Annotated in this window: 13 protein-coding genes; 5 read left to right on the top strand and 8 right to left on the bottom strand. The window is 45.3% G+C overall.

Annotated features, from left to right (window positions below):
* Positions 1 to 93 precede the first annotated feature (93 nt).
* Positions 94 to 1,611 carry a 4-alpha-glucanotransferase gene (gene malQ / locus D082_RS07735; RefSeq protein WP_028948392.1) on the bottom strand — a complete coding sequence of 506 codons (1,518 nt, stop codon included), beginning with the start codon at positions 1,609 to 1,611 and terminating at the stop codon, positions 94 to 96.
* A 97-nt stretch (positions 1,612 to 1,708) separates the two neighbouring features.
* The gene (locus D082_RS07730) at positions 1,709 to 2,161 is read right to left on the bottom strand and encodes a VOC family protein (RefSeq protein ID WP_028948393.1); all 453 of its coding nucleotides are present in this window, start codon (positions 2,159 to 2,161) and stop codon (positions 1,709 to 1,711) included.
* A 105-nt stretch (positions 2,162 to 2,266) separates the two neighbouring features.
* On the opposite strand from D082_RS07730, the gene thiL reads away from it, so the two are divergent.
* Positions 2,267 to 3,316 (top strand): thiamine-phosphate kinase, encoded by a 1,050-nt coding sequence (thiL, locus tag D082_RS07725; RefSeq protein ID WP_051738929.1) that lies wholly within the window; start codon positions 2,267 to 2,269, stop codon positions 3,314 to 3,316.
* 200 nt (positions 3,317 to 3,516) lie between these two features.
* Entirely contained in the window at positions 3,517 to 4,575 is a 1,059-nt protein-coding gene (locus tag D082_RS07720) for a hypothetical protein (protein ID WP_028948395.1), read from the top strand.
* Positions 4,576 to 4,697: 122 nt separating this feature from the next.
* Here D082_RS07720 and rre2 read toward each other — a convergent pair whose 3' ends face one another.
* From rre2 to D082_RS07705, 3 genes are read right to left on the bottom strand one after another with little or no spacing between them, the layout of a single operon-like run.
* Entirely contained in the window at positions 4,698 to 6,056 is a 1,359-nt protein-coding gene (gene rre2, locus D082_RS07715) for a high salinity-induced biofilm formation responseregulaton Rre2 (protein WP_028948396.1), read from the bottom strand.
* Between the two features lie 14 nt (positions 6,057 to 6,070).
* Positions 6,071 to 8,569 (bottom strand): MASE1 domain-containing protein, encoded by a 2,499-nt coding sequence (locus D082_RS07710; protein WP_238546886.1) that lies wholly within the window; start codon positions 8,567 to 8,569, stop codon positions 6,071 to 6,073.
* Positions 8,570 to 8,603: 34 nt separating this feature from the next.
* Entirely contained in the window at positions 8,604 to 9,128 is a 525-nt protein-coding gene (locus tag D082_RS07705) for a GNAT family N-acetyltransferase (protein WP_071880787.1), read from the bottom strand.
* A gap of 229 nt (positions 9,129 to 9,357) precedes the next feature.
* Between D082_RS07705 and glgX the strand changes: the two genes are divergently transcribed.
* The 3 genes from glgX (at position 9,358) to ychF (ending at position 13,307) form a co-directional block, all read left to right on the top strand.
* Positions 9,358 to 11,598, top strand: a complete 2,241-nt coding sequence (gene glgX / locus D082_RS07700) for a glycogen debranching protein GlgX (RefSeq protein WP_028948398.1) — start codon at positions 9,358 to 9,360, stop codon at positions 11,596 to 11,598.
* Positions 11,599 to 11,658: 60 nt separating this feature from the next.
* Positions 11,659 to 12,081: a hypothetical protein gene (locus tag D082_RS07695; RefSeq protein ID WP_028948399.1), complete on the top strand. Its 423-nt coding sequence runs from the start codon at positions 11,659 to 11,661 to the stop codon at positions 12,079 to 12,081.
* A gap of 134 nt (positions 12,082 to 12,215) precedes the next feature.
* Complete coding sequence (gene ychF, locus D082_RS07690; protein ID WP_028948400.1) at positions 12,216 to 13,307, top strand: redox-regulated ATPase YchF; 1,092 nt, start codon at positions 12,216 to 12,218, stop codon at positions 13,305 to 13,307.
* 280 nt (positions 13,308 to 13,587) lie between these two features.
* Here ychF and D082_RS07685 read toward each other — a convergent pair whose 3' ends face one another.
* The 3 genes from D082_RS07685 to kdpF are packed head-to-tail and all read right to left on the bottom strand — an operon-like array spanning position 13,588 to position 15,486.
* Entirely contained in the window at positions 13,588 to 14,664 is a 1,077-nt protein-coding gene (locus D082_RS07685) for a universal stress protein (RefSeq protein WP_028948401.1), read from the bottom strand.
* Positions 14,661 to 15,257, bottom strand: a complete 597-nt coding sequence (gene kdpC, locus D082_RS07680) for a K(+)-transporting ATPase subunit C (RefSeq protein ID WP_028948402.1) — start codon at positions 15,255 to 15,257, stop codon at positions 14,661 to 14,663. Before kdpC ends, D082_RS07685 begins: the two co-directional genes overlap by 4 nt.
* A 1-nt stretch (position 15,258) precedes the next feature.
* Positions 15,259 to 15,486 carry a K(+)-transporting ATPase subunit F gene (gene kdpF, locus D082_RS19415; RefSeq protein WP_051738928.1) on the bottom strand — a complete coding sequence of 76 codons (228 nt, stop codon included), beginning with the start codon at positions 15,484 to 15,486 and terminating at the stop codon, positions 15,259 to 15,261.
* Positions 15,487 to 15,518: the final 32 nt, after the last annotated feature.

Raw genomic sequence — 15,518 nt, 5'->3', positions numbered from 1 at the left:
TTCCCCATCCCAGACGAGCAAAGCCGGGGCCTTGTTTCAGCCGGGATTAATTTAGGGACAGTTTAGGAATTGTTGGGCATATTACCCTTGACCTTAATCGCCGTGGTAGATGCGTCGTCCGTACAGTTCCGTAATGAAACTCAAATGCCCCGATAGCCAGTCGTTGAGTTGGTCGGGATGGTAACGCCAACCCCAGTTACCCATGGCGGTACCCGGTAAATTCATGCGACAGTCGCCCCCCAAACCGAGGATATCCTGGAGGGGAAAAATGGCTAGGTTCGCCACAGAACTAGAGGCTAGGCGGATTAAGCTCCAATGAATGCCTTCGTTGCAGACACAGCCGAGGTAATTGATCACCTTTTGCTGGTCCTCCTCTGACCGTTCCTGGAACCAGCCCACTGTGGTGTCATTGTCGTGGGTGCCGGTATAAACCACCGCATTACAATTGCTGTAGTTAAAGGGCAAAAAGGGATTACCCCGGTCGGAATCAAAGGCAAAGTGCAACACTTTCATGCCCGGAAAGTTAAACTCGTCCCGCAATGCTTCCACCTCCGGCGTAATTACCCCCAAATCCTCCGCCACAATGGGTAAATCATTGCCCAGGGCTTTGGCCAAAGCTTGGAAAAATTCCTTGCCAGGGGCTGGATACCATTCCCCATTTTCAGCGGTTTTTTCCCCCTGGGGCACCCCCCAATAGGATTCAAAGCCCCGGAAATGATCGATGCGGACAATGTCTAGATATTGCAAGTTGGCCTGGAAGCGTTTGATCCACCAGGCAAAGCCCGTAGCCTTAAGGGTTTCCCAGTCATACACGGGATTGCCCCACAGTTGTCCAGTGACACTGAAATAGTCTGGTGGTACCCCGGCCATCATGGCTGCTTCCCCGGTTTCGGGGTCGAGGCAAAAGTTTTCCGGATGGGCCCAAACGTCCGCGCTGTCGTGGGCCACGTAAATGGGCAGATCGCCAAAAATGGCAATGTGGCGCTGGTTAGCGTAGGCCTTAACTTCCCGCCATTGGCGAAAACCAAGAAATTGTAAAAATTGATGGTATAAAACTTCCGTTTTCAGGCGATCGCCCCAAACTTTGAGGGCTTCCGGTTCGCGCCAGGCGATGTCTTTGTCCCATTGGTGCCAACCGGCTCCATTGTGGGCTTCTTTGATGGCCATGAAGAGGGCGTAATCTGCTAACCAATGGCTTTGGGCGCGGCAAAACTCTCTGAATTCCTGCTCAATTTCCGGCCCTGCATTGGTGCTGAATTGGGCAAAGGCCTGTTTTAAAACTTGCGATTTGTAGGCGATCGCCTGGTCATAATCCACCCTGGGGTTAGTGAATTCCGGGGCTTGATCCAGTAGGCTCGGCGGCAAACATCCCTCCTCCACTAGACGGTCTAGACTGATGAGCCAAGGATTAATGGCCAGGGCAGAGTAACAAAGGTAAGGGGAATTACCAAACCCCGTGGGCCCTAGGGGTAGTATTTGCCATACACTCTGGTCCGCGTCCGCCAAAAAATCTATGAACTGAAAAGCACCTTCCCCCAAATCCCCAATGCCATAGCGACTGGGTAAGGAAGTGGGGTGGAGCAAAATACCGCTACAGCGTTTGTCTAACATGTAAGCCTAGGGAGGAAAATCTCTTTCCAGATTTAGCACATCGAGCCGGCCAAGAAATGCTTTCCCCCTCCCTAGGAGCTTTACTATCAAGATCTGCTTACACAATCTCCGGATCACAGCGAATTTCCACCTGAAACCCATCCGGGTCATAGAAATAAATGCCCCTGCCCGTCGGTCGAGTCACTGGCCCCCCTGCAATGATTACACCATGGGCTGCCAAAACGGCGATCGCCTGGTCAAATTGCTCCGGGGCAATGTCAAAAGCGAGGTGGTCGGTGCGGGTGAAGGATTGTCGGGGATCCGCCGCTGGGGGAGATAAATCCGGTGTGGCAAAGAGGTCAAGGACAGTGCCATCGGGGGTCACAAAGTTGCTTACTTTACCCTCTTCCACCAAACTTCTCAGGGTGCTGGGTACCTCGTCCCCCACCAATGGTTTTAGCCCCAAAATATGGCCGTAAAAGTGGCAAGATTTTTCCATATCCTGCACATTTAAAGCAATGTGGTGGACACGACGCAAACTACCGCTGGGTAAACCGGGGCAAAGGGTCATGGTTTCTCAATGGTTTTTAAAAGATATTAACGATCAATACAATGCTGTCTCTGTTTTAATGTTTGCAAGGCGTTTCTGCCAAATTTTGCTTTGCACTCCCAACCCTTGGCCGACCCATTTCTATCCAAGTCATTCTCAGCCCACTATCCCAACACAACCATTGGGGAGTTGGGGGAACAGGGCCTATTAGCCCAACTGCAGAAATTTTCCCCGGCGGAGATAACTGGGGACGATGCCGCTGTGTTCGATTTGCCCAGCTCGGACTCCCTGGTAATCAGCACTGATATGTTGGTGGAAAATGTCCATTTCAGTGAACAAACCACCTCTGCCTTTGATGTGGGTTGGCGGGGAGCGGCGGCCAATTTATCGGATCTAGCCGCTATGGGGGCCACACCGACGGGAATCACTGTGGCTTTGGCATTGCCTGCCTGCACCACTTTGCCTTGGATTCTTGGGGTTTATGAGGGTTTAATTGCCTGTTTGAAGCCTTGGCGAACTCCAATTCTCGGGGGAGATGTGTCTCGATCGCCGATTAAAACCATCAGCATCACCGTTTTAGGTCAAGTGCCTCTGGACAAGGCCATGTACCGTCGCCAAGCTCAGGTGGGGAACTGGATCATTGCCACCGGAGACCATGGAGCGGCCCGGGCTGGCTTGGAATGTTTACTTCATCCGCAAAAGACTGAGAATTTACCGGCGGAACAAAAATTGATTTGGCAAACGGCCCATCAACGGCCCCAACCCCGATTGGATTTAGTACCCTCCCTCGCTTGTTTGGAAACTACCATTGGCGCCATGGACAGCAGTGACGGCCTAGCCGATGCCGTGTTACAAATTTGCCGATCTAGTCAAGTGGGAGCCGAGTTATGGGCGGAAAAACTACCCATTGCCCAGGGATTGGCCCATTGGGTGGGGCCCGAAACCGCTACGGCTTGGACTCTTTATGGTGGAGAAGATTTTGAGTTGATTTTGACCCTTTCCCCCCTTCTGGCCCAACGATGGCTAGCGGCGATCGCGCCTTTAAACCTAACGCCGGCCCGTTTCCCTCGAATCATCGGCAGAATTGTTGATGGAACTGCAGTCTCATTAATTTTCGACAATGGAGCGCGGGAAAAGCTATCCCTGGAGCAAGGATTTCAACATTTTCAAGCATAGCGGGGCTTGGAAATACCCTGACAACGTAACTTTGATCCGCTAGACAGAGCGTAAAAATAGAGCAGGATGACTATACACCAAGATTTTGTAACTCGGCCCAAGCACTAGCAATTGACTTGAAAGCAGTCATTTTTTTGATTGGGGTTAAGCTAATTTATAATTTATCCAGAGACCAATGTTGTAAAATTACGGGCAGTTAAATGATTCCATCGGGCAAAGCATCCCATTCGGCCAAAATCAGTAAACCTTGGTGGCAAAGGGGAGTATTTAGCACCGATAATGGCTTTGGTCGTTGGTTTCAAAAGATAATTAGTAGATTTCTACGAACGAAGGAAATGGTGCCGGAAGAGGCGCTTTTTGCTCACCGCCAAGCTTCCACAGACATTGCCGTATTTGGCAAAAGTATGGATATTCTCCACAAGGAGGAATTTCTCTGCAATGAAGAGTTTTGCATTCTCGTCAAACTACGTTATTTACTTGACAATGGCATCGAAGAATACTCAGATATTAACGAGAGTATCCAGCTACTACAAGCAGCCATTAATGCCAAAGACAGTTTTGTGATAATTGATCAAACTGAAAGTCGTTTTCGTGGCGCTAAGCAACAACAATTTTACCAATTTGTCGAAGAATTATTGAATGATTTTACTACCACTGAGCATTTTCAGGATACCCTAGACAAGCAGTTAAAGGAAACCCTGGTACAGATTAAGACAGAAGAAGGACAACTGGCCCTAAAAAACTATACAAAACAGTTACAAAAACTAGCAGAACGCCCCCTTGCCCTCAAGTTACTTTCACTATTTAAGTCCTATAACTTAGCCGATTATTCCCTGCTCCGGCAGATTTCTGAATTGGTGCAACAGCTGAGTAAAAGGGATATTAGGGATTACCAATCTCTCAGACCCCTAATTATGGCCAACTATAGTGCTTTTGAGAGTTTGGGAAAAATCATCAGTTTGCCTGGCTATCGGAGTAATCCAGACACATTTATGCGGATAACCCAAGTGTTGACTTTGGATTACAAGTATCAGCTCCCCTTCGCACAATTAACCAATTTATTAATGGTAATCAAACGCTGGTATCAACCCTACCAAAACATCATCGCCATTCGAGAACAATATCCTCCCCATCGTTACCAACAACCATCGGATTTTGAGGCACCAATTGCCGGGGAAGCTACCTTTTTTAGATATAAAAACTGGCTAACGGAGAAAACCACTGGGGTTCTTTTCCTTGACTTGGGTCAAAAAGTCTGAAGAAACAGATCTAAACAGACAGAGGAAAAATTAACGACTACTGCTTGATGGACGGTTAAAGATTAGCCCTCAGCCTGGCTTGGCTAGATATTGTTTAAATCTCGACCAAAAGGATGATGCCATTAGGCGATCGCCTGGTTCCGTCCCTGGGATTTAGCTCGATACAAAGCTTGATCCGCTTCGCTAATAATCCTTTCCACAGTATCCCCAGCGGTAGGCACCAAGGTGCTAATGCCAATGCTAATGGTGATATATTCACTAATCGTCGAACCCTGGTGGGGAATTTCTAGGCCGGCGATCGCCTGAAGCATTTTTTGCGCTATGGCCATGGCGTCTTCCTGGTTCGTATTAGGCAAAATAACAACAAACTCTTCGCCTCCGTAACGCGCTACTAAATCCGTTACCCGTTGGGCAATGCTAACTAAAGTTTGGGCCACTTTTTGTAAACAATCATCTCCCTGTTGGTGGCCATAAAAATCATTGTACGCTTTAAAATAATCAATATCTACTAAAAGTAGGGTTAGCGGTTTTTGTTCTCGATAATGACGTTGCCATTCCTGGGCTAAATATTCATCAAAACGACGGCGATTGGCGATGTGGGTCAAGCCATCAATATTGGCCAATAACTGCAATTGTTGATTAGCCGCCTGTAATTCCAATTCCATCCTTTTGCGGTCAGTAATATCCCGCACTGTGATCGCAAAACCATCCCCTAATTTGACCGCCACAAAATGATACCAATCCGAATTAGCCATGGGGAAATAAATATCCTGGGTCAAAAAAGTTCCCGTTTCCACCAAGTTAACAAACTGCTCAAAAAGTTGGGGATCTAAACGGTGTAAAAAACGTTTTAGTAAGACTCTACCAATTAAATCTTCCCGATTACGATTAAAAGCCTTGGAAAGAATGGGATTGATCACTAAACAGCGAAAATCTTCAATATCGCCCGTTTGGGGATCCCGCACCGCTTGCATAGCCGCAATGCCATCCAAGGCTGAATTCAACACACTAGAAAGTAAAGCCCTAGACTGATAAAGTACCTCCTCTGCTTCCCTTCGTTTTCTCACCTCCCTTTTGAGGGCTACCCTTTGTCTTTGAATAGTAAGCTGACCCTCAATGCGAGCTATCACTTCCTCAATTTGAAAAGGTTTGGTAATGTAGTCAACTCCACCACACTCAAACGCTTTAACTTTGTCAAAAGTATCATCTAGGGCACTGATAAAAATAATGGGAATATCTTGCAAATCCTCATCTTGCTTAATCATTTCGCAGACCTGATAGCCGTCCATCTCAGGCATTTTAATATCCAACAAAATGAGATCTGGACGCTTAGCCTGGAGAGTTTTAAGGGCCATTTTTCCGCTGGTAACACTCCGTACTGTGTACCCCAAATTTATTAATAAATCACTCAATAACTGTAGGTTGTTTGGTAGATCATCAACCAAAAGAATGTTGCCTTTTTTTTCGTTTGTTCTATCCATAAAAATTACTTCAATTACTTTAATAGTGGCTCAATCAAGTCGAGGATTTTTTCAAACTCAAATCTACGCACTAACTTAGTCAGATTTTGCTCTAGTTCCGGCGCTGATGGAGGAATTTTTGCCACTAGTTTCATCACCCGTTCAGTGTCAGCCTCCAAAATATAATCGTATAGCTGCTCTAGCCACTGGTGGGGCATAATCAGAAACTGCTCAGCCATAAGATCTGTTGTCCCTTGCTCATTATCTCGTCCTACGGCTGAATCATAAACATATGTTACTCCTAAATGTTTGGTCAAGGCATCAAAGATAGTATTCTCCCGAAACGGTTTACGGAGAAAATCATCGCACCCGGCCGAAAGCACGATCGCCTTTTCTTCCTCCAATACACTAGCTGTTAGGGCCACAATCGCCGTTGCATTGCCCTTAACCCTTCCCTTGATATACTTAGTGGCTTCGTATCCATCCATCACGGGCATTCTCATGTCCATGAAAATCAAATGGGGTTCCCAGGTTTCCCACAGGGCGATCGCTTCTTGTCCATTGGCGGCTTCGGCCAGTTCAAACCCAAACGGAGCCAGGAGTTTAATCAATAGTTGCCGGTTGACACTTTTATCGTCCACCACCAAGATTTTGTAAATAGGCTGACCGGAGGTCAGGGCCAAAACCTTTTTGACCGAATTTGGTTCCCGGCTCAAGGTCATTTCTCCCGGCTCAACCAACACGGAAAAATCAAAAGTAGTGCCCTGGTCAACTACACTACTAACAAAAATTTCTCCCCCCATTAAATCAATGAATTGTCGGGTAATAGCTAAACCTAAACCTGTTCCTTCTTGGGCATTACGACCGGATTCCGTTTGGGAAAAAGCTTCAAATAAATTATTTAACTCTGCTTCGTCAATCCCTTTACCTGTATCTTGTACCGTAAAGTCTAGCCAATATTTATCTTCGGAACTTTCCTCTCCCTTTTGATTCTCTTGACTAATTTCGCCATCTTGATTAACCTTTCTAAAGTTGGCTGTTAAGTTTACTTGACCTTGGGGTGTGAATTTAATAGCATTACTTAATAAATTCAGTAAAATTTGTCTTAACTTAATTTCGTCACTATAAATATATCGAGGTAAATTATCATCTCGATTAAAAATTAATTCTATTCCTTCACTGTCAGCTTTTAAATGAAGCATATCCTCCAGATCATCCAATAATAGATGGATGTCAAAATGATGACAATTTAAACTGGTTTTACCCGCTTCAATTTTAGAGAAATCAAGAATATTATTAATCAAGTTCAATAAATATTCTCCACTTCGTTGAATAATGCTGGCATTTTCATACTGCTCCATCGGCAAATTTTTCGTGCGTAGCATAAGCTGGGAAAAACCAATAATAGCGTTTAGGGGAGAACGGAGCTCATGGCTCATGTTAGCAATGAAAGTACTTTTTGCTTTGGCTTCACTTTCTGCTATTTCTTTTGCCTCAACCAAAGCAACTTGCTTTTCTAAAGATTGATTGTATTCAATTAAAATTTTCTCCCTTTGCGCCCGCTCAATTTCTTTTTGTTGATATAGTTCCTGCAGTTTCTTATTTTGCTCTATCAGGGCTTGATTGGCCTCAGATAATTGGTTTTTTGCCTTTTCGTTTTCACTTAGAACTGCATTTAAGATCAGGGTAGTCATACTAATACAAGCTAGGATTGACTGCAATAGTAAAAGCTGATTTTTAATCGAAATCTCATCTTGATCAATGGCAAGGATAAAAACCAATAGAATGGAGATTATAATTGTCAATAAAGAAGAACCAACTTCAGTGAAACGGAAGGCAGACCATACTAAAAAAGGGATTAGTAAATATTCAATGGGATAATCATTAGCAATGATTTGAACAATGATTAAAACACAAAATAAAATAGTAAAACCCTCTAACCACCTTGCCCTAATGCGTTGGGTAAATTCTTCAATATTTTGATTGCAGGCGATAATAAAAGGTGCAAAAATTAACAGAGCAAAAGCATCACTAAGCAACCAAGTGTAGGCAATTTCCGAATATAAACTTAGGGGAATTTTAGCAAATAAGTACAACAGGAATGGACAAATAATGGCGGCGGAAATACGACTAGCAAAACAAACAAAAATAATGAATTTAATAATATTTTTGGTTTTGGCAAAAAAGTAATCTCCCTCTGTTAAGCGATGGCTAAGATAGCTCGAAAAAAGATTGACTAAGCTTACTACACAGGTGATGGCAATGGTTAGGATAAAATTCGGCAGGCTTTCCAGGCCATTGAGGACCATAGCTTCTCCGAACAATAGCCCCACAAACATACCTAGCCAGACGGGATAACCCCAAACATATAAAAGACCAACAGAAACGCCTGTGGGAACCCAAATGGGCGAGGAAGCAGTGCCAGAATAGGTAACAAATAATTGGGAAATGTAGACGGTGCCACAAATGGCGATCGCCGTGAAAATTTGTTTCCACCAAGGGACGGATTGAAAATTGCCAAAAGTATTTGCCAAAACTTTATTCACTTGAATTTAAATTCCCGTTTTATTAGCAAGATAATATTCGATTAAGAATAGAATTTGGCAGGGATAAAATAGCCTTTTGATCAGAATCTATGGCTTTTATCATATCAAACCTGCATAGATTTTCTCCCCCCACGCTAACAATTTCCTCTCCTGCTATAACGAAACCTCTAGACTCAAAAAATGGCCGAGCCACCAGACTTGCTTTGGTATGAATATAGTCCAATCCATCAATGGCCGCCAATTGCTCCACGGTTTCCATCAGCATAGTCGCAATGCCCCGGCGAGCAAAGGCTGAATGTACAAAGAGTAAATCAATTAATCCGGTGCGGTCATAACCGATAAAACCCGCAATTGCCCCCCCATCTTCAACTATTAAAACCAGAATGGATGCCAGGCGATCGCGCCATTTTTCTCGGTCTGGATTATAGGGAGCCCAGGCTAAAAGTGCGTTTCTGCTATAGTGCTGGATCCCCAATTGATGAACAGCATTACTAAAAACCTCGATAACAGCTTCTAAATCTGACTGGTGATATTGACGCAGATGCATGGTGTTTCACCTTGAAAATTTGCTTTAATTAAAAACACGGTCAAACTCGTAATCCATTCTACCCACAGAGATTAGGCGATTAGATTGACCTCAGCAACTCTCCTTTTAAACCGATTTTTGTTCGTCAGTGGAAAGAAAACCTCACTCCGGATTAATGGGAATTGTTTCCCTTTCCCAAAGGTTTGCTAGCTTTAAGGGGAAGAGTCTGACCAGTTTTTAGAGAGTGCCCGTGCCACAGTTGATGCCCGTTTCCAACCTGCCTACCGATGTTCGCCTTGGCCAAACGTTTCCTTTGGGGGCAACGGTCTATGGGGATGGGGTTAATTTTTGCTTGTTTTCTAAGCATGCAGAAAGGGTGACATTGTTGTTATTTGATCGCCCTAATGATCCCGCACCGGCTAGGACAATTGAGCTTGATCCAGACCGGAATCGTACTTTCTACTACTGGCATATTTTTGTTGAAGGTTTAAAGGCTGGCCAGGTTTATGCTTACCGTGTTGATGGCCCCCAGGAACCGGAAAAGGGCCATCGGTTTGACCCGGACAAAGTTTTGCTCGACCCCTATGCCAAGGCGATCGCCGGTAAGGATATTTACGACCGGAAGGCAGCCATGCTACCCGGGGACAATTGTGCCCAAGCCCTACGCAGTGTAGTGGCAGACACCAGCGTGTACGATTGGGAAGATGACAAAGCTCCCCGCACTCCCTACGCCGCCAGCATTATCTATGAGTTGCACGTGGGGGGATTCACCCGTAACCCCAATTCTGGCCTCAGCGAAAAAAAACGGGGCACCTATGCGGGACTAATTGAAAAAATCCCCTATCTTAAGGAACTGGGCATTACTGCGGTGGAACTTTTGCCAGTCCATTATTTCGACCCAGAAGATGCCCAACCGGGGCTGACTAACTATTGGGGCTATAGCACCATTGGCTTTTTTGCCCCCCACCAGGGTTACAGTGCCGCTGATGATCCCCTGGAAGTGGTGGACGAATTTCGGGATATGGTCAAGGCCCTCCACAAAGCGGGCATAGAAGTAATTTTAGATGTGGTATTCAACCATACGGCGGAGGGAAACGAAAAAGGGCCCACCCTTTCCTTCCGGGGCATTGACAACAAAACCTATTACATTCTGGATGAAGACAAAAGTTCCTATAGCAACTACAGCGGTTGCGGCAACAGTGTCAAGGCCAATCACCCTGTGGTGGGAGGCTTAATTCTTGATTCTCTCCGTTACTGGGTATCGGAAATGCACGTGGATGGTTTTCGCTTTGACCTAGCTTCCGTACTGGTGCGGGATACTAAAGGGGTGCCCCTCCATGGCAGTGAAATTGCCACCGCTAACATCATTTGGGCGATCGAATCTGACCCAATTTTAGCCGGTACTAAATTGATCGCCGAAGCGTGGGACGCAGCGGGACTGTACAGCGTTGGTAAATTTGTGGAGTTGGCGGACTGGTTTGCGGAATGGAACGGCCCTTTTCGGGACGATGTGCGTCGCTTTGTCAAAGGGGATAATGGCGCAGTGCCAGCGTTGGCTAGCCGCTTACTGGGTAGCCCAGATATTTACTACCGTCAAGATACGGACATTAACCGCAGTATTAACTTTGTCACCTGCCATGATGGCTTCACCCTACTGGATTTAGTTTCCTACGATGAAAAACACAATGAAGCCAATGGGGAAAATAACCGAGATGGCGCCAATGATAACTTTAGTTGGAACTGCGGTGTGGAAGGAGAAACTGATGATCCAAAAATCAATCAACTGCGACTGCGGCAAATTAAAAACTTTTTGACCATTCTCTTTTTCTCCCAGGGTACGCCGATGTTACTGATGGGGGATCCCGTGGGCAGGACCCAAAGGGGCAACAATAATGGCTATTGCCAGGATAACGAACTAAGTTGGTTCGATTGGAGTGGAGAAGAAACCCACGGCGATGAAACTCACTTTTTGCGAGGCATTATTGCTTTGACCCAAAGCTTATCCCTATTTCTTGAGGAAAGTTTGTTGCCGGTGCTAAATTTCGCCTTACCCCGCCTACCTGACGACAATGAAACTTCAGACGCAGAAAACCCAGAAGGGGAAGAACTGGTTTATAAACCCCTACCTCCAGTGGATGAAGCGGCTCTGCGGCAAATGTATCTCAAAGCAACCAAGGATTTACCGGGACCCTGCGTGGTCTGGCATGGAGTGAAACTAGCCCAGCCTGATTGGTCCTACACTTCCCATACTTTGGCGGTTACCCTATTCCATCCCCAGGCTAGGGAAATTCTCCATCTGATCTTTAATGCCTATTGGGAACCGCTAAATTTTGAATTGCCTCCTCTAAACGATGGTTTAACTTGGCATCGATTGGTGGATACCTATTTACCAACTCCGGAGGATTTCCAACGGCCGGCGATCGCCCCCGCTGTCGAGGGAGAGGAATATTGGGTTCAACCCCGTTCTTCGGTGGTGTTAATGGCAAAATAATGGCTAAATAGGGTAGTTTATTAAGTTTTTGCCCAATTAAATTTTTAGCCCATCGGAACCATGAGATTAATCAAACAAATTGTGGCTTTTCTTTTGCTTTCCTTGGGAGTTCCCTTAGGGCTTTACTGTGTGGTAGAAATTTTTGATTCCACCAAGTCCCAGGAAGACCGCGATGGAGCGGCGGCGGCCCTGATGATTTTTTCCCTACCAATGAGCGCTCTCGGTGGGGGATTGCTTTGGAGTGCGGTCCATGATGGCAAAAAACAAAGGCAAAAAAGTGCCCTAGAGGTAGCGGAAAAACTCAGAAAAACTTTCTTTCAAATTCTAGAGGAGAATAACAATACCATTACGGTTTTACAATTATGCAAAGCCGCAGAGATTGACGGCAAACAAGCTAAGGAATATTTAGACCAAAAGGCGATCGAATTTAATGCCACATTTGAAGCTAGTGAGTCCGGCGGTATTATCTATAAATTTCCCTAAATTTGAATCAAGTTCACCTAAGTTTAAAAGGGTTTAAAGCCGTAGGAAGCACCCAATGTGATGTAGTGCCCACCTGATTTTGGTACGATGGGAGACTGTTTTGCCTGCCATCATCCTCAAAATAGTTAGACATTATGCTCAGAGCCGGAATTGTTGGTCTGCCCAATGTGGGAAAATCCACCCTCTTCAACGCCCTGGTGGCCAATGCAAAGGCCGAAGCCGCTAACTTTCCCTTCTGCACCATTGAACCCAATGTGGGGGTAGTGTCTGTGCCGGACGATCGCCTGGAGAGGTTGGCAGAGATTTCCCAATCGGCCAAGATAATTCCCACCCGCATGGAATTTGTCGATATTGCCGGTTTGGTAGCGGGGGCCAGTAAGGGGGAAGGCTTGGGCAACCAATTTCTAGCCAATATCCGGGAAGTGGACGCCATTGTCCATGTGGTGCGCTGTTTTGATGATGATGACATTATCCATGTGTCAGGTTCTGTCGATCCGGTGCGGGATGTGGAAGTGATTGACTTGGAACTGGTGCTGGCGGACTTGGCCCAAGTGGAAAAAAGGTTGGAACGCAGCCGTAAGCAGGCCCGGGGTAATAAGGATTTGTTGGAAGAAGTGGCCATTTTGGAAAGATTGGTCAGTGCCCTCAATGAAGGTGTTCCAGCCCGACGGGTGGGACTAACGGCGGAAGAACAGGAATTGATTAAGTCCCTGGGTTTACTGACCCTCAAACCCATCATCTATGCCACCAACGTCACCGAGGAAGACTTAGCAAGTGGCAATGATTGGGTCGAACAAGTGAAGGCGATCGCCACTAAGGATGAAGCAAAAGTGGTGGTGATTTCGGCCCAGGTGGAATCGGAACTGATTGAATTACCTGAAGAGGAGCGGCAGGACTTTTTGGCTAGTTTGGGGGTGACCGAAGGAGGATTGAAATCTCTCATTCGAGCTACCTATGAACTTTTGGGGTTACGCACCTACCTCACCACCGGCCCCCAGGAAACCCGGGCTTGGACCATCATCAGCGGCATGAAAGCGCCCCAGGCGGCGGGGGTAATTCACACCGATTTTGAGCGGGGTTTTATTCGGGCGGAAACCGTTGCCTATGAAGATTTAGTCAATTCCGGCAGCATGCAGGGGGCTAAGGAAAAGGGCCTAGTCCGCAGTGAAGGAAAAGAATATGTGGTACAGGAGGGGGATGTAATGCTCTTCCGCTTCAATGTTTAGATTCCAGAAAATCATATGCTCCAAAATCGAGTTTATGGGGGACTAAACTGATGGAAAGAAGAGTCAAAAATAGGCATAGTCATAGTCAATCGAAGTATAGTCGTTTCTAGTAAGACTGAGGTAGTCAAATTGATCGAAAAGCTTGTCAATAAAGACTTAAGCAGTCTCGAAATTATTTGAAATGACTATAAGATTGAGACGACTAAGGTTTTTACCAAAGACGCTTTTAGCTCTGGTCAGTGTCTTACCTTCAATTAAGTCAATATAAAATAGCTAGGGCTTATTTTTCCGTGGCAATAATATGTAAATCAATGTGTTTTTGCCAAATTAGGGAAATTATCTTTTGGGTAAAAGAGCCTTTGATGAGCCGCTTCCAACGGGATTGCAGGCTTTCTCCCAGGACAATTTGGGTAATCTTATGTTCTTCAGCAACCCTGGCGATCGCCTCGGGTACTTTTTGACCAGTAACCCTGAGGAAATGCCCAGCAAATTCCTGGCAGAGTTGTTCACAGTTTTCAATGTGTAGGGTTTCAGCCTTATTTAAAAAACGGTCAGGGTCTTCCACAAAAAGGACAAATAAAGGTGCATTCATGTAATGGGCTAACCTGGCCCCACGCCTCAATAGTCGCACTGAATTAGAATAGGTAGAAATACAAACCAAAACCCGTTCTTGAATAGGGCAAGCTTGATTAGCTAAATTTGCCTCCCCTTCTTCTTCCACAGTATTGGCAACTTCCCTTAGGGCTAACTCCCTTAATGCGATTAAATTCCGCCGTTGAAAAAAGTTAGCTAGGGATTGTTCTATTTTATCAGGGGTATAAATTTTTCCTTCCCGTAATCTTTCTTCCAAAGTTTCAGCGGTGACATCCACCAAAATAACTTCATCTGCCTCTTCCAAAAGGCGATCGGGAATTCTTTCTCTGACAACTATCCCTGTAATTCTGGCCACCAAGTCATTCAAGCTTTCCAGATGTTGAATATTGACAGTGGAATAGACATCAATGCCAAGATGTAAAATTTCTTCCACATCTTGGTAGCGTTTTTGGTGTAGAGAACCAGGAATGTTTGTATGGGCTAGCTCATCAATTAAAACCAACTGGGGAGATCGGGCAAGAATAGCTTGGGTATCCATTTCCCATAGCGTTACTTCTTTTTTGCGGAAACTTCTGCGGAGAACCGTTTCTAATCCTAAAGACTGGTTCAACGTGTCCTGACGACCATGGGTTTCTAGTAACCCAATAACAACATCAACCCCCTGCTGCTTGAGGCGTTTCCCTTCCTCTAGCATTTTGTATGTTTTGCCAACTCCAGGGGCCATGCCAATAAAGATTTTATGTCTTCCTCTTCGCTCTATCATTGAGGCGCCAAACTATCAATTTGATCAAGGGCTAAATTTAGCTTAACAACATTTACCCCTGGTTCTCCAAAAATCCCTAAAAAGCGACCTTCAGTGGCCTGGGTAATTAATAATTCCACCTGGCTAGGGTTAATTTTACGAGCTTGGACAATGCGATTGATTTGATTTTTTGCCGCTTCTAAGCTGATATGGGGATCTAAACCTGAACCAGAGCTATAGACTAAATCAGCGGTGGGTTTAATATCAGCTTCTTGTAATTTTTTCAAGTTATGATCAATCCTTTCTTTTAAAAGGAAGCTGCCTGGAGCCAAGTTACTGGCCCCCGAAATTCCTGTTATGCCCGCCATTGAACCGGTGCTATAATCCACCATGCTGGGGCGGCTCCAAAAATAGCGATCGCCATTAAAAGGTTGGCCGATTAATGCGGAAGCAACGATGGTTCCCTGGTCATTTTTCAGCATACTGCCGTTGGCTTGAAAGGGGAAGATTAGTTGCCCAATGACCCAGACTAGCAGCGGATAGAAAATAGCTGTGATTATCCACAATAAAATGGTGGCCCGAACTGCTTTGGAAAATTCCCGTACTTGGCTCATATTAAAATTTTTCTGGTTGAAAAATTACGAAAAGAAGGTAAATAAACAAACTGAAAGTCACTAGACCCAATAACCCTAAAGCATAGGATTGTCCCCGGGAAAACACTCCTCCCACCGAAGCTTGAACCAGGGGAGAGACGAATAGATTAAAGATTAAAATTCCAAAGCAATAAACGGAAATATTTTTCAAATTCAATCTAGGCAAAAGTTTACGAGTGTTTATGTCCATGGCCATTATAAAGATAATGATTAAGAGAAATT

The organism is Synechocystis sp. PCC 6714 (assembly GCF_000478825.2).
Lineage (GTDB): Bacteria > Cyanobacteriota > Cyanobacteriia > Cyanobacteriales > Microcystaceae > Synechocystis.
This window is presented reverse-complemented; position numbering and strand designations above follow the sequence as displayed.

Excerpts from the sequence above, each read along its gene's own strand:
- malQ (WP_028948392.1), bottom strand. The coding sequence starts at position 1,611 with ATGTTAGACAAACGCTGTAGCGGTATTTTGCTCCACCCCACTTCCTTA.
- D082_RS07730 (WP_028948393.1), bottom strand. The coding sequence starts at position 2,161 with ATGACCCTTTGCCCCGGTTTACCCAGCGGTAGTTTGCGTCGTGTCCAC.
- D082_RS07720 (WP_028948395.1), top strand. The coding sequence starts at position 3,517 with ATGATTCCATCGGGCAAAGCATCCCATTCGGCCAAAATCAGTAAACCT.
- rre2 (WP_028948396.1), bottom strand. The coding sequence starts at position 6,056 with ATGGATAGAACAAACGAAAAAAAAGGCAACATTCTTTTGGTTGATGAT.
- D082_RS07705 (WP_071880787.1), bottom strand. The coding sequence starts at position 9,128 with ATGCATCTGCGTCAATATCACCAGTCAGATTTAGAAGCTGTTATCGAG.
- D082_RS07695 (WP_028948399.1), top strand. The coding sequence starts at position 11,659 with ATGAGATTAATCAAACAAATTGTGGCTTTTCTTTTGCTTTCCTTGGGA.
- ychF (WP_028948400.1), top strand. The coding sequence starts at position 12,216 with ATGCTCAGAGCCGGAATTGTTGGTCTGCCCAATGTGGGAAAATCCACC.
- D082_RS07685 (WP_028948401.1), bottom strand. The coding sequence starts at position 14,664 with ATGATAGAGCGAAGAGGAAGACATAAAATCTTTATTGGCATGGCCCCT.
- kdpC (WP_028948402.1), bottom strand. The coding sequence starts at position 15,257 with ATGAGCCAAGTACGGGAATTTTCCAAAGCAGTTCGGGCCACCATTTTA.
- kdpF (WP_051738928.1), bottom strand. The coding sequence starts at position 15,486 with ATGGACATAAACACTCGTAAACTTTTGCCTAGATTGAATTTGAAAAAT.